Annotated in this window: 3 protein-coding genes; 1 reads left to right on the top strand and 2 read right to left on the bottom strand. The window is 63.1% G+C overall.

The window, feature by feature from the left end:
• Window positions 1–58 precede the first annotated feature (58 nt).
• Window positions 59–12,622 (top strand): filamentous haemagglutinin family protein, encoded by a 12,564-nt coding sequence (locus AB4O09_RS14000; RefSeq protein ID WP_460108352.1) that lies wholly within the window; start codon window positions 59–61, stop codon window positions 12,620–12,622.
• Between the two features lie 148 nt (window positions 12,623–12,770).
• Here the strand turns inward: AB4O09_RS14000 and AB4O09_RS14005 are convergent, their stop codons facing one another.
• Complete coding sequence (locus AB4O09_RS14005; RefSeq protein ID WP_003202598.1) at window positions 12,771–15,344, bottom strand: bifunctional diguanylate cyclase/phosphodiesterase; 2,574 nt, start codon at window positions 15,342–15,344, stop codon at window positions 12,771–12,773.
• Window positions 15,345–15,457: 113 nt separating this feature from the next.
• Window positions 15,458–16,138, bottom strand: a complete 681-nt coding sequence (locus tag AB4O09_RS14010; RefSeq protein WP_003202596.1) for a DUF2238 domain-containing protein — start codon at window positions 16,136–16,138, stop codon at window positions 15,458–15,460.
• Between the last annotated feature and the right edge of the window lie 7 nt (window positions 16,139–16,145).

A 16,145-nucleotide genomic window follows, 5' to 3' on the forward strand; every position in this document is an offset into this window, starting at 1 on the left:
TGGCAGCTTGATAGCACTGCGTTGCGCCCCTTAGAGCGAACCCGGAAGGATGAGTAGGATGCTGCGCTGCAAACCCCAGACGAACCTGAATGCTCCACGTCGCGATGGCGAGTTGTCGATGTTGCGGCTCAAGCCGCTGGCCCAGGCCATTGCCCTGCTGATGGTGGCCGGCAATGCCCACGCAGCGACGGCGTTCAGTTCGGCCTGGTTTGCCGCCAAGGGCGCGTCCCAGGCCGGTGGCGCGGCGCGGCCTACGACCGCGCAACCAGGCATGCCGCCGCCCCTGGCGCAGCAGCAACGGGCCAATGCGCAGTTGCAGCGTTCGCTGACCAACCTCAACAACACCGTAGCCGCCATCGCCGCCCAGCAGGCGGCCCAGGCAGCGGGGCGGCAAGCCGCGCTCGGGCAGGTACAGGTTGTGCCCGACGGCTTGGGCGAGGGTGGGCTCAAGGTCGATAACAGCCTGACCCAGGGCTGGCTCAACGCCAAGGGACCGCAGCAGACCCAGACCGGTGGCAAGACCACGGTGAAGATCGAGCAGACCGCCGACAAGGCGATTCTCAACTGGGAAACCTTCAACGTCGGGCGCAATACCACGGTGGATTTCCAGCAGCAGTCGGACTGGGCTGTGCTCAACCGGGTCAACGACCCCCAGGCGCGACCGAGCCAGATCCAGGGCCAGATCAAGGGCAACGGCACGGTGATGCTGGTCAACCGCAACGGCATCATTTTCAGCGGCAGCAGCCAGGTCAACGTGCGTAACCTGGCGGCGGTGGCGGCCAACATCAGCGATGAACAATTCAGCAAGCGCGGCTTGTATGTCGATGCCACCGGCAGCCAACCGACTTTCACCGACGCAGCGGGCAAGATCGAAGTGCAGCAGGGCGCGTTGATCCAAACCCACCGTGCCGCCACTTCCACGGCCGGGGGCGGCTATGCCTTGCTGCTGGGTAGCGAAGTGGAGAACGCTGGCTCCATCATCACCGCCAAGGGCCAGACCACCCTGGCGGCAGGCGACAGCTTCTACATCCGGCGCGGCCAGGGCACCAGCGGCAACCTGCGTTCCACCACCCGTGGCAACGAGGTCGCGACCTCCCTCAAACCGGGCAGCAGCGCCGGCACGGTGATCAACAGCGGCCTGATCCAGGCCAGCACCGGCGACGTCACCCTCACCGGGCACACTGTGCAGCAGAACGGCGTGGCGGTGGCGAGCAGTTCAGTGGACATCCGCGGCACCGTGCACCTGCTCAACGCCTCGAGCGACAGCAGCGGCAGCGTGATCCTGGGGCAGGGCAGCGCCACGGCGGTGTTGCTCGATGCTGCCGGCGGCAGTGCCCTGGACAGCCAGCGCAATGCCGGACCGGCCGGCTTGGATGGCACGCCGAACAACCTGATCACCGGCCAGTTCAACAACCTCAGCAGTGTGGTGGACCGCAGCGACCAGTCCCGGGTCGAGATTGTCAGCGGCGGCAGCGTCGACTTCCAGAATGGTTCCATCACTCTGGCCACCGGCGGCCAGGTCGCGGTCAGCGCTGCCGGGCGCAGCCTGGTGCGTGATGGTGCGGTGATCGATGTGTCCGGCGCCATCGGCGTCAAGGTGGCGATGGAATCCAACTCCATCAAGGTCAACGTCCAGGGCAACGAACAGCGCGACGCACCGGTCAACCGCGAGGGCGGCAAGCTGACCAACAATGATGTGTGGGTGGACGTGCGTGACTTGATCTACGTGCCGGCGGGCACCAACGGCTACGCCACCGACCGTTGGTACACGGCGGGCGGGCTGTTGGAAGTGGGCGGTTATTTGGGGACCCGAGGCCACAGCGCCGGTGAATGGGCTGCTCAAGGTGGCACCCTGACGTTCACCGGCAACGACGTGGTGACCCAACAGGCAGCGCAACTGAACCTGTCCGGCGGCACTTTGGATGTGCAGAGCGGCTACTTACGCCAGTCCTGGCTCAAGGGCCCCAATGGGCGTTTGTATGACTTGTCCAAGGCGCCGGGGGACATCCTCTACACCGGGATTTACAAGGGCTACGAAGACCACAGCCAGCGCTGGGGCCAGACTGATTACTACTACAACCCGCTGATCGCCCCACGACAGCGCTTTGAAGCTGGCTACACCGTCGGTCGTGATGCCGGCAAGCTGGTGGTGTCGACCCGCAACGCGGTGCTGGAAGGCCAGATCGTTGGTGAGGTCTATCAGGGCGAACGCCAGACCCAGGCGCCGAACCTCAACCTCGATGGCTACCAGCAATCGCAAAACGCCGTGGCCCGACGGGCGCAATTGTGGGTGGGTAGCTACACGCCGATCTATGACAAGGCCAGCGGTGTGATCAACAGCGCCTTGAACCCCACGCTTGATCAGGTCACCGTCGGCAAGGTGACCGAGAAAATTGCTGCGGGGCTGGACCTGACCTCGGTGGTCGACACCGATCGGCAAGGCAAACTGGTTCTGGATAACGATCTGCTCAACGGCTTCCAGCTCGGTGCGGTCAAGGTGGCGGCGGCAGAAGGCATCAAAGTCGATGGCACGCTAAAAGTGGCCGATGGCGGCGACATCACGCTTTATGCACCGCAGGTCGAAGTGAACGCCGACCTGACGGCCCGCAGTGGTCGCATTGCCTTGGGTAACGTGCTTAAACAGGTCAGAACCGATAATTTCCAGATGGGCGATGTCGTGCTTTCGCCCGCCGCAGGTCAGCGTGCTGTGGTCACGTTGGGCGAGGGCGTGACGTTGAACACCGCTGGCCGCTGGAGCAATCTGTTGCTTGACGGCAACGACCGTCAGAACCTGCCGTTTATCAACGGCGGTGCCGTGGTCGTGCGCAGCGACAATATCGATGTGCGCCAGGGCAGCCTGATCGACGTCAGCTCCGGCGCCGCGGTCATGGCCGATGGCAAGACCCGCGGCGCTAAGGGCGGGGACCTGACCCTGACGGCGGCTATCAATACGTCGTCAAGCAGCGGCGACTTGAACCTGGACGGTGAACTGCGCGGCACCGGCGTGAGCGGTGGCGGGACCTTGAAGCTGGCGGCCAATAAAGTGCTGATCGGCGACAGCGGCTCGCCGCTTGAACCGGGCACCTTGCAACTGAGTGGCGATTTCTTCGACAAGGGTTTCTCGGCCTATGACATCACCGGTAACGAAGGTCTGACCGTGGTCGATGGGACCCGGGTCGATGTGACGATGCCGGTGTACCGCTTTGGCGAGCAGGCGTTGAGCACCGGCAGCGGCGCAGAAGCGGCTGATGCGTTGCAGCGCTGGACGCCGCAGCTGTACCAGGAAGATGCGATCAAAGGCGTCCTGACCCAGCGTCGCGGCGCGAGCCTGAGCCTCACTGCCGGTACTGCGAACTCCAGCGCCGCCGACATGGCGAGCACGGTGTTGAACCTGGGCGAGGGTAGCGTGATCAGCGTCGATCCGGGCCAGGGCATCGATGTGCGCAGCATCGGTCAGTTGACTGCCAACGGCACCCTCAACGCCTGGGGCGGTAGGGTCAGTCTCACCGAGTTGAGCGTCGGCGATACGGTCCGCGATCAAGTCAATGCCCAGGGCCACGGTCGTTCCATATGGCTGGGTGAACAATCACTGATCGATGTATCGAGCCGGGCCATAACAGCTCGGGACATGCGCGGTCAGGCCTACGGCCTGGTGCACGACGGCGGGCAGATTGTCATCGGCGGCCAGATCGATGCCGCGAAAGGATCGACTTCGGCGTCCGAATTGTTTGTGGTGGTGCGCGACGGTGCGCGTTTGCAAGCGGATGGCAGCCAGGCCGTGCTGGATATCCCCGGCCAGGGGCGTACGTCGGTGGCGAGCAATGGCGGCAGCATTTCCCTGGCGTCGGCCAATGGCCTGTACCTGGACGGTTCGTTCAGCGCCCGTTCGGGTGGAGCAGGGGCCGCGGGGGGTAGTTTGTCGGTAGCGCTGGAAACGCCCTATTACTTCAAGAGTGCGGTCAATGATCGGGTGTTGAAGGTGCGTGAACTGGTGCTGGCGCGCGCTGCCCAGGCCAGCCCACTGAGCGATACGGCTGAAACCTCGGCGGATTCGCTGGTCTATGGTCACGGGCGGCTAGGTGTCGATCAGGTCCAGGCCGGTGGTTTCGATAGCCTGTCCCTGTTAAGCAACGGCCTGATGAGCGTCGATGGCGACCTGTCGATGTCCCTCGGTCAAAGCCTGAACCTGTACGCCCGCAGCTTTGGATTGAGCGCAACCGCGCCAGCCAATACCCGGGTCGAGCTCAATGCCCCCCATGTGTTGCTGGCACTAGCGACGGGGCTGTCGACCACTCGACCGAGTTTTGACCCCTATACCCGGCCAGTGGTCGATGGCGGCGGGGTGTCGCTATTGACGAACAAGGCGGTATTTTCCGTCAATGCGGACCTGCTGGATGTTCAGGGTAGCGTGATGTTCAGTAGCAAAGGCACGGTGAGGCAGGCCGACGGCGGTGCCGTCGCGCTGGAACGCGCCGGTTTCGACCGGGTTCAGCTACGCAGCCGGGGTGATTTGCGATTCCTGGCAGGGTTATCCAGTGACGGATTGCCTACGGGCTTTACCACCCAATTGCTGACCCCCTCGGACATGATCCTGCAAGCGGCGCAGTTGTACCCGGCGACCGGCGTAGGGGCTCGGGTTTTGGCGGGATATATGCGCCCCGGCGCCCCGGTTTTCGATCCCGCGCGCAGTCTGGTCATTGAGCGTACTACCCAGGTCACACCTGCAGTGCCTTATTCGGCATTTGGCCGCTTGCAACTGGGTAGTGCGAAGATTGAGCAGGGCGGGGTGGTACGAGCACCGTTGGGGTTGATTGAAGTCGGCATAAACGATGGCTTAGGTACCACTGATCGAGTGGAGCTGTTACCGGGCAGCCTGACTTCGGTCAGTGGCCTGGGCCTGGTCCTGCCGTATGGCGGCACCATCGATGGTCAAAATTATACGTACGCTGGCAAGAAGGTCGTGTTGCTAGGGCAAGGCGCGGTGCTCTCCGAGTATGGTGACCTGAATATCGGCGTGATTCTCGGCGGCAAGTCAGTGGCGGCCCAGGAAGGCTCGGTGCTCGATCTCTCGGGTGGCGGTGAACTGCTTGGCGCCGGTTTTATCTCTGGCCGAGGCGGTTCCACCGATGCGCGTTTCAACCCGCTGGTGCAAATCGGCGCCAATGGCGGTTTCACCTTGCCGGGACTGTCCAGCAATCCGGTCTACGCCATCGTGCCGGGCAACCAGAGCCAGTATGCGCCGGTCGCTGCCGAAGGCGGTGCGGTGGATCCGAGGGTAGGGCAGCAAATCACCATCGGTGCCGGTGTGCCCGGGCTGGCGGCCGGCACCTACACCCTGATGCCGTCCACCTATGCCTTGCTGCCGGGGGCGTTCCGGGTCGAGGTCAACGGTTTGGCGGGGCAAGGCTCCACTTCAAGCGCGCAACAGATGCGCAACGGTTCCTGGACCACCGCCGGCGTGCTGTCGGTGGCCAATACCGGGCAGCGCAACAGCATGTCCAGCCAACTCATCCTGACGTCGGGCGACGTGCTGCGTCGCTACTCGCAATATAACGAAACCAGCTACGCCCAGTTCGCCGTGGCCGACGCCGCGCGCTTGGGTGTTCCCAGGGCCCTCCTGCCAGTCGATGCCAAGACGTTGAAGTTGAATCTGGCAGAGGGCGCTGGAGACCAAGCCTTTTCCTTCAAGGGCATCGGCAAGTTCGCGCCCCAGACCGGAGGGTTCGGTGGCACCGTCGCAGTGGTTGCCAGCAATGGCACAGCCCTGGAGGTGGTCGCCGAAGGACGCGGGGTTACGCCCGGCTTCGAGGGTATGACGCTCAATGCTGAAAGCCTGAACGCGTTGAATGCTTCACGCCAAGTGATCGGCGGCCAGTTTTCGGTGCTTTATGGCCAAGGTGGTAATTACATCACGCCGCAACGGGTGTCGCGCAGTGTTGCGCTGCGTGAAGGTGCGACGCTGTCGGCGCCTGAGGTATTCCTCCTGGCCGATGGTGGCGAGTTGCTGGTGGAACAGGGCGCCGCCATCAATACCATCGGGCGGGGCAAGGCCGCTTACGACGCGCGCGATGGTTTTATCTATAACTTCAATGTGAGGAACCAGAACTACAGCTCGCTTGCTGCCTCCAATGGCTTGCTCAATATCCTGGCCCCAGTATCAGGCACCACAGGCACGGTCAACATTGGCGGATGCAGCCTGACACCTTGCAGCGGCGTGACCCGGATCCATTCCGAAGGCAGCATCGTTGCCGCCTCCGGCAGCAGCCTGGAGCTGAACGACCAGGTTCGCTACGGCACCCGGCACCTGACCCTGGCCCTTAGCAACATCAACGTCGGCACCACTCAGGCATTGGGCGACGCGGCGACGCGGCAGGTCTTGCCGGCCGGCCTCACCCTGAGCCAGACCGTGCTCGATCGCCTGCTGCGCGGAGACACCGAATACGGTGCCCCGGCCCTGGAAACCCTCGAACTGTCAGCCAGCCAGGCGCTGAACTTCTATGGCACCGTCAGCCTCGACACCTATGACTCAGCCACAGGCAAGTCGCGCCTGAACAACCTGATGCTCAGTACCCCGGGCATCTATGGCTCCGGCACCGCCAGTGATGTGGCGACCCTGCGCACCAGCAACCTGATCTGGAACGGCGCAGTCGGTGCGCCGGGTTCGGTGATTGCCGGTGGGGCCGGCACAGGCGCCGGTCGCCTGGACATCCAGGCCCAGCGTATCGAGTTCGGCTATGGCGAGTTCGCCCAACCGAGCTCGATCACCACCCTGGACCGACTGGCGCTGGGCTTCGCCAACGTCAATCTCAGCGCCAGCGAACGCGTGACCGCCAATCACAAGGGCAGCCTGGCGGTGTATCAGAGCCAGGGCGCCTATGACGCTAAAACGGGCTACGCCTACAGCGGTGGCAACCTGAACATTCTCACTCCGTTGCTCACCGGTGAAGCCGGTTCGATCAACCGCATCACCGCAGGCGGCGCACTCAACGTGGCAGGCACAACCGCCAAGCCGGGCACCGTTTCGGGGCTTGGCGGCGAATTGTCCCTCAAGGGCGCGAGCCTCAACCTGGCCAGCGCGGTGGTGTTGCCCAGCGGCAAACTGACCCTTAGCGCGACGGATGAGCTGAGCCTGGCCGACGGGTCGCTGATCGATGTGGCAGGCCGCACGGTGACTTTCAACGACGTCACCCGCTACAGCGCCGGTGGTGAAGTCATCCTGAAAAGCCAAAACGGCAACATCCGCCAGGCGGCTGGCTCCAGCATTGATCTTTCGGCGCGCCACAACCAGGCCGGGCGGCTCAGCGCCGTGGCCTTGGGCAGTACGGCCGGGGTTGTCGACCTGCAAGGACGAATCCTCGCCAGCAGCAGCGGTGAATACGATGCCGGTGGCACGCTCATGCCGTACCTGGCCGGGGGCGTGGAGATCCAGGCCCAGCGCCTGGGTGGCAATGGCAGTCTCAGCGAGCAGTTCGCCGCGTTGAACCAACGCTTGAACGACGGCCAAGTATTCGGCTCCCGCAGCTTCCAGCTCAAGCAGGGCCACTTGGTGATCGGCAATGAACTCAAGGCCTCGTCCATTGACGTGTCCCTGGACAACGGCAGCCTGCTGGTCAACGGCACGGTGGACGCCAGCGGCGAGCGGGTTGGCAGCATTTACCTGGCTGCAAAAAATGCCCTGACCCTGGGCAGCGGTGCCGTGCTTGACGCCCATGGTCGGCGCCTGCGGGTGGACAGCTACGGCAAGATCATCGACTCGCCGAACCGCGCCATCATTGACTTGACCGCCAGGGAAGGGCTCCTGACCCTGGGCAACGGCGCGCGTATCGATTTGCGCCACGGTACCGAGGTCGCGCTGGGCAGTGCGTCCGGCATGAGCGACGGTCGGCCTCGCGGGACGTTGCAACTCAGCGCGCCACGACTGGGTGGCGTGTCGGGGGGCGATGTGGCGATCGATGCCAGTGGTCCCGTGGATGTACTCGGCGCCCGCTCGATTGCGGTGGTTGCCACATGGCAATACAGCGACGCGCCGCTGGTTAACGTGCCGGCGGCCAGCGGCAAGCCTTATCAGGTCATCAATCAGACATGGCTGAAGGATGTGGTGGATCCAGACAACACCGCCTTTATCACCAACGCCCACGCCAACAACGATCTGTTGCAGCGCAAACTCGCCGGGCTGAACAACAGCCGTTATCGCGACGTGTTCCATCTGCGCCCCGGTGTGGAGGTGGTGAGTGCGACGGCCGATGGCGATCTGGTGGTCCAGGGGGATCTGGACCTGTCGCGCTATCGCTATGCGAGCCTCAATCCGCATAACGTCCTGGATGAAAACGTCTACGGCTCCGGCGAATCCGCCAGCCTGACGCTGCGCGCTGGCGGTGACCTGAACATCTACGGCAGCATCACCGACGGTTTTGCCCAGCCGCCCGCCAGCAACGATGACAAGGGCTGGGTGCTGTTGCCAGGCATTGATTTTGCGGCGGGCGATATTGTCGTGCCCGGCACTGGCGTGACCCTGGAGGTGGACACGGCGTTCCCGGCCGGCTCGGTGCTCAACTTCGACGTGCCGCTCAAGGGCGCGACCCTGGCTGCGGGAACGCGGTTGCCGGTCGCCGCCACGCTGAAACAGCCAATGGTGCTGCCGGCCGGCACGGTGCTGGCCGCGGCGGTGCATGACGCACAGGGCAATCTGTTGTTCGCGGCCGGCACGTTGTTGGCTTCGACCAAAACCCTGGAGGCGGGCACGGTGCTGGGGGCGGGTAGCCTGCTGGGCAGCAGCACAACGATAGGCAACCTGATCTGGCCCAAAGGCGTTGCGTTGCCAGACATTGAAGGCGCGAGTAACAGCTTGACCAATGTGCTGCGTCTCAGCAGCGCCCTGGCACTGAGTGTGGGTTCGAAAATTCCTTCAGGTACCGACATCAAGTTGCCGACCGGTGTCGAGTCGGTGCAGTTGCGTCCGGAAGTGGCGGGGAGCAACTGGGCCATCGCGCCGATGCTGGCCGAGGGATCGCAGTCCTGGTCATTGCGACTGGTGGCCGGTGCCGATACGCAGGCGGCGGACAGTCGGGTCGTGCGGCCGGTGCTGGCGGGTGGTGATCTGCATTTGGCTGACAGTCACTACGGAATGTTTGGTAAGGCTGGGGCTGGGGGGTTGGTGTGGACTGAGGAAGGGGCGGAAAACTTCGGAGATCCGAGTCTGGCAGGCAAATTCATTGATTTTGAGAACGTTGCCTATCCAGGGATGTGTGAGGATACCCCGTCGTTTTGCAAAGCCAGTAGCGGCTTTGTCTGGACGGAGGAAGGGGCGGAAAACTATGGGCTTCCAGACCTCGTGGGTCAACCGATTGATTTCGAAAACCTTGCCTATCCTGGGATGTGTGACGACACCCCGTCGTTTTGCAAAGCTGTTGGGCAAACGGAATACAAGGCAGGCAGCCAACGTTGGAGTGTGATCCGCACCGCAGCGGCAGACCTTGAGCTGCTGTCTGCAGGCGATCTGAAAATGGACTCGCTGTATGGCGTCTACACCGCTGGCAGTTCAGCTAGCCAAACTTACGCCAAAGACCCGTACAACCAACCCAAGGCGCGTGGGGCGGGGGGCAAGGTACTCAATGATGCACTGGGTGAAAACGAACAGTTCGTGGATGGCGGTACGAATAGTCTTTACCGCGCCTGGTACCCTGACTTTGGCGGCAACCTGACTCTGAAAGTTGGCGGCAATCTGACCGGTAATAGCCTGGATGTCTCGAGTACGAATTTAGGGCGGCCCAATGGGGGAGACGTTGGTTACGATACGGTGAACGTCGGCAATTGGCTGTGGCGCCAGGGCAGCGGTTCGATCGCTACCGGCTCGCAGTTCCAACCCCCTGCTTGGTGGATCAATTTTGGCAGTTACACCGCTGCGAAGGACGGCAAGGCTGATTTGATGGTCGGGTTTACGGGGTTCGGTACTCTGGGCGGCGGTAACTTGAATGTTCAGGTCGCCGGCGATGCGGGGGTGCTCGATCAAATGGCAGGGAGTCGTCTTGTGCCGATCAGCAACAGCCGCAGCCAAGGGCTAGTGCTGGCTGTGGGCAGCACCGGGCGCGTAGGTGCCGATGGGAGTCTGCAATTGACCGGCGGTGGTGACCTCAAGCTGCGTGTAGGCGGCGCCTTGAATCCCAATAGCGTGTTCTCCGGCGGGCACCTCAACGGTGCGGTCATCAACCTGCGCGGTCATGCACAGATCGACAGCGGCTCCATCGGTCGGATCGACCTACGGTATGGCAACGTTGCTTCGGCACAGTCTTCCGGAGAAACGCGTGCGTACGATTCCTTTAGAGCCACGCGCAGTCAGCCAACAGGCGGGTTGACCCTGATGCCGGGTGATGCCACGTTCGACCTGGTCACCTCAGGCGATCTGGTGGTGACGGACGTTGCGGACCCGGGTCGGGCGCCGATGATGAGCGTGTCGCCCTTCAAAAACGGTGTGACCAATGGATCGGGCGAGAGCTGGTTTACATTGTGGACTGCCAATACGGCGATTGATTTATGGTCGTCGGGAGGCAACCTGACGCCCGTGACTGGCGCTACGCCAACGGATCTGGCATTGCTCTACCCATCGATTTTGAGAGCTGTGGCAGCCAGTGGCAGTCTTTACTACGGCCAGTCCTCGATATGGGATGGAACAGGTTATAACGGCAACAATCGTCCGGCCCTTTTGCTAGCTCCCGGCATCAACAGTGAGCTGCAATTCATGGCCGGCGGCTCCATCTACGGCGGCGACATGTCGGTCAGTCGTTCCGGTGCAGCGTCCGCAGCCCTGGCGACACCGTTTCGGCCAGCCTTTGTCGGCATGGATGGTTTCATCATAAAGGCCAGCAACCTTTCAGCCGACGGCAATTTCGCACGTCCTGATGCGAACATATTGCCGCTGTTTGCCTTCGACACCAGCAGCGCTTCCAGCGAATGGGCCCTCAATGTCGATCCTGCTCGCTTCTATGCGCTTGAAGGTGACTTGCTGGCAGTCGCCACTGGACGGTCGATGACATCAGTCTCCACGGGCAGATGGCCGGGGCGAATCGCCTACGAAGGCGCCGGACCTGTACGGATGATGGCTGGGCGAGACATTGTCAGCAGCGGCATACCGCTGGGCGGGTCTCTGAATGAGAACTCCGACGTGGGTAATTACACCAGCACCGGCAACCTCTTCATCCACAACAACCCCACCGACATCTCCATCGTGTCAGCCGGGCGCGACATCCTTTACAGCACCTTCAACGTCGCCGGCCCCGGCCTGCTTGAAATCACCGCCGGGCGCAATATCCTGATGGACGACAAGGTCAGCATCACCAGTATCGGCGCGGTGGTGCCAGGGGATCCGCGTCCTGGGGCGAGCCTGGTGCTGCAAGCCGGCGCGGGCCTCAATGGCGCGGATTACGAGCGCTTCGTCAAGGCCTACCTGGACCCGGCCAACCAGGCTTTGGCCGGTGTGCCCCTGGCGAACCAGGACGGCAAGGTCGCCAAGACCTACGAGGCGGAACTGGTGGATTGGCTCAAGGAACGCTTCGGCTTCAGCGGCGACACCGAGCAGGCCCGCAACTTCTTCGCGGCACTGCCGGCGGAGCAGCAGCGGGTGTTTGCCCGCGACGTGTACTTTGCCGAGCTCAAGGCCGGTGGTCGGGAGTACAACGAAGCCGGCGGCGTGCGCCAGGGCAGCTACCTGCGCGGGCGGGAGGCTATCGACTTGTTGTTCCCAAGCAAGGATGTGGCGGGCAACGCGATCACCTACAAGGGTGACATCACGATGTTCGGCGGGGCGGGTGTGCACACCGATTTCGGCGGCAGTATCCAAATGCTCACCCCGGGCGGCGGGCAAACATTCGGCATCGAGGGCAATGCGCCGCCGTCCACCGCCGGGGTGATCACCCAGGGCGAGGGCGATATCCAGTTGTATGCGCAGAACAGCATCCTGCTGGGCCAGAGCCGGATCATGACCACCTTTGGTGGCTCGATCCTCGGCTGGTCGGCCCAGGGCGACATCAACGCCGGTCGTGGTTCGAAGACCACCGTGGTGTACACGCCGCCCAAGCGCTTGTACGACACCTGGGGCAACGTGACGCTGTCGCCGTCGGTGCCGAGTACCGGTGCCGGTATTGCCACCCTCAACCCGATTGCCGAAGTGGCGCCGGGGGATATCGACCTGATCGCGCCGTTGGGCACCATCGATGCGGGCGAGGCGGGGATCCGGGTGTCGGGCAACGTCAACATCGCGGCGTTGACCGTGGTGAACGCAGCCAACATCCAGACCCAGGGCAAATCCACCGGCGTGCCGCTGGCGGCCTCGGTGAACACCGGGGCCATTACCTCGGCCAGTTCGGCGGCGTCTTCGGCTACGCAGGCCGCTGAAGACGTGGCGCGTCAGCAACAGAACGCGGCGCGGCAGAACCAGGCGTCGGTGTTTACCGTGCAGGTGGTGAGCTTTGGCTCCGAGCAACTGGCCCCGTCCCGCGACGGCGCCAGCCGCGAAGCGCCTCGGGCCTACGACCCGGCCAGCCCGGTGCAGGTCCTGGGCGCAGGGCCTTTGGATGAACAGAGCCGTCAGCGGCTGACTGAGGAGGAGCGGGGGCGGTTGAGTTTGTAAGAGACCGAGCTTGCAGTGAGGTTGGCTGTGCTGGCCTCATCGCGAGCAAGCTCGCTCCCACAATAGGTCCAGCGGTGCGCATAGCTCATGAACACCCCACAGAACCCTGTGGGAGCGAGCTTGCTCGCGATAGCGGTGGGGAGGTGGGTTACAGCCACCGCGGCGTGGTGAAGAACGAGGCCATTTCCGAGCGGGCCAGGGCCGCGCCGAAGTAGGGGCCTTGGACATGGTCGCAGGACACGTTGCGCAGCTGGCTGAATTGCCGCGCGTTCTCGATGCCTTCTGCGGTGACCATCAGCCCTACGCTGCGGCTCAATCGGATCATCGCCAGGACGCCCTCCTTGTCATCCTCCAGGCCCAGTTGCGTGAGGATGTTGCGATCGAAGCGGATGCCATCGAACGGCTGGTCCAGTACTTCGCGCAGGGAGGCGATGCTGGTGCCGAACTTGTCGATGTTGATCCGCACGCCGAGGTCCTTGAGCGCATGGAGGGTGCTGGCCACGGTCTTGTGGTCGGCCAGCAGGACACCTTCGGCCACTTCCAGGGTCAGCCGGTGGGGCGCCAGGCCGCTCGTTTCGAGGGCTTCCTGCACCTGGTTGAGCAGGAAGCTGCTGTTGAACCACCGGGGTGAAACCGCGATGGAAACATTGACGGCGCTCGGCCAGGTGGCGGCCTCTTCACAGACGTTGATCAGCATCCAGGTGCCCAGTTCTTCAAGCTGGCCCGAGGTTTCGGCCACCGGTATGAAATCGGCCCCACCCAGTTCGCCTTTCTCGGGATGGTGCCAGAAGGTCTGGGCTTCGAAACCGTGCAGTTGCTCGGCGCTCACATCGAAGCGAGGCAAGTAGCGCAGTTCCAGTTGATCCCGTTGCATGGCGTCGCGCAGTTGCTGTTCGTATCGCCGCCGGTCGCGGGCCAGGTTGCCCATGGCTTCCACGTACACGCGCCAGGTGTTGCGGCCGGCTGCCTTGGCCGCATACAAGGCGATGTCGGCGTGGCGCAGCAGTTCATCGGCACGTTCGTCACCGGGCTGCGACCAGGCGACACCGATGCTCACCCCCAGGTACAGCGTGTTGCCGTCCAGGTGCATGGGCCGTTGCATGCAATCGATCAGCCGTGCACAGAGTTGATCGAGATCGCTGGCATCGCCCGGGTCGGGCATGACAATGACAAACTCATCACCGCCCAGACGTGCCACCAGATCGGTGCCACGGACGTTTTGCTGGAGGATATGCGCCACTTCCTTGAGCACTTTATCGCCCACGGCATGGCCCAGGGAGTCGTTGACCGGCTTGAAACGGTCCATGTCCAGGTTCAGCAGCGCCAGGGGCGGGCGATCGGCTCGGCCCAGGTGTTCGCGCAGGCAATCGAACAAGCGGTTGCGGTTGGCCAACCCGGTCAGTGGATCATGCAGGGAAAGGTGCTTGATCTGGGCCAGTGCCCGCAATTCGTCGGTGATATCGGTGGCCGTGCCGCGAAAACCCAGGGTGCCAGCTTCGATGGCCCGCACCGAGAGTTTGCAGGTCCGGATGCGCTGGTTGCGCGCGGTGTACTCGCACAGTAGCGGCGCCGAGGAAACGCTGTTGGCCCCGCCGAGCAGCCATTGGGCAATCGAGATCGAGCCGCCATGGGGGTGAAGCAGCCGGTGCAGCGGTTTGCCCAGCCACTCCGTGGGACTGAAGCCGGTCACCTGGTCGAAGCGTTCCGACAGATAGGTCAGGGTCCCGGTCGAATCGACCTCCCACAACCAGTCGGATGAGACTTCGGCAATGTCGCGGAAACGTTCCTCACTGCGTTCCAGCGCTTTGCGGTGGGCCAGCAGGCTGGCGTACTGGCGTTCCTGGGCGCGGAGCATGGCCAAGGCATGGCGCAGAACGGCCAGGGCCAGAATCCCCAGCACCAGTAACGCCACGGCCAGCAACGGCAGGAGGAATTTGCGCAGGTCCTGGCCCGGGGTCTGCGGTCGCCAGGCCAAGGCCTCCTGGGTCAGCTCGTCGAGCTGCAACTGGGCGGTATCGGCTGGGCCCGGTGTCCTGGCGATATGGGCATCGGGCAGGGCGAAGTCCCGCGCCAGGTTTTCCAAAGCTCCGGGATCCAGGACCTTGACGAAGAGCATCAGGCTGGGCGGGCCGGGGATTTCGGGCACGCTGCTGTCCGTGCCGACGGTGATGGCGGACGCGGCGACAAACGCAGGGGCGTCCTCGTGATGGAGCATCTCGACCACCACTTCCTCGTGATTTTCCGCGGCGCTGGCTTTTTTCAACAGCGCTCGCAAGTCGCCGGCCAACCAGGTATCGGCATCGACCTCACTCATCTGGCCATCGATCACCGAATAGACAGTCTGGCCGGTTGGCGAAATGACAAACACCGCCTGGTAGCCATAGAGCGAAAACACGCTGCTGCCGACGTTTTCCTGGTCATAGGCCCATTCCTTGTCCACGCTGGCATGCAGGTGCCGGTAGGCGTCGCTCCACTTGGAGTAGTCGCTCAGGTCCCGTCCGATACCTTTGCGGATCCCCTCGATGGCCCGCTGGGCGAAAAACAGGCTCTGTTCACGGGCGCGGCGGTCCTGGGCGCCGGTGATGTTGAGCAGCACGGCGATCGCCAGTGCAGACATGACAAACAGCAGGAGCATGATGGCCGGAAAAGTGCGACGGGTGAAACTTCGGGTTGGCGAACCCGGGGAAAGGACAGTCGAGTCATTGCCTGCAATTTCAATCATAAAAATAAGTCATCAGCCAAAAAGCGATTTCATCCGCACCTGTCTTATATCGGCTGGTGGGCTGATTTACTTAGACGTGATCACACAGGAACTGGCGGACATGGGGGCCTGCATCAGGTGCGGGCCTTGAAGCGCAACGTCCATTCGAGGGCGAAGTCCCGCTGGCGCAGGTAACTGACCCCGGCGGCGACCAGCAGGGCCATGAACGCGGCGAGCGCCGCCAGGGCCATGTCCTTTTGTGAATCCCAAGGGTCCTGTTGGGCACCGACAAAGGCCTTGGCGGTATCGCCCCCGATGTAGGCGCCGCCCAACCATTCGATGATTTCATAAATCGCCGACGACGCAAGAATCAGGCTCCAGGCCAGGAAATAGCCCCTGAACCCCGTTGCTGGCGCAACCCGAAGCAAGGCCTCGCGCAGCGGATAGGCCAGCAGCAGGCCGTAGCTGAAGTGCACCAGCCGGTCGAACTGGTTGCGCTGGAAACCCATGAACTGATCAAGCGACTGGCCCCCCGTCAGGGCCTGCCACCACTGGTTGTAAGGCACCTTGGCATATGTGTAGTGGGCGCCGACTTCATGGATGCAAAGGAACACGAACAACAGCGTCGCGGACAGCCGGGAGAAGCTGAATCTCCGATGAACGGTCACCAGGACCACCAATAACGCGATGACCAGCAGGTTCTCCGCCAGCCAGTCGCTGCGTTTTATCGGCGCAATGGCCAGCCACCCCCACACCACGCAGAAAGCCAGGAGCAGGGATCGTTCATAGCGACGATGCAGCTCAATGGTTGGCATCGCGTCG

The organism is Pseudomonas sp. H1_F01 (assembly GCF_054681425.1).

Excerpts from the sequence above, each read along its gene's own strand:
- AB4O09_RS14000 (WP_460108352.1), top strand. The coding sequence starts at position 59 with ATGCTGCGCTGCAAACCCCAGACGAACCTGAATGCTCCACGTCGCGAT.
- AB4O09_RS14005 (WP_003202598.1), bottom strand. The coding sequence starts at position 15,344 with ATGATTGAAATTGCAGGCAATGACTCGACTGTCCTTTCCCCGGGTTCG.
- AB4O09_RS14010 (WP_003202596.1), bottom strand. The coding sequence starts at position 16,138 with ATGCCAACCATTGAGCTGCATCGTCGCTATGAACGATCCCTGCTCCTG.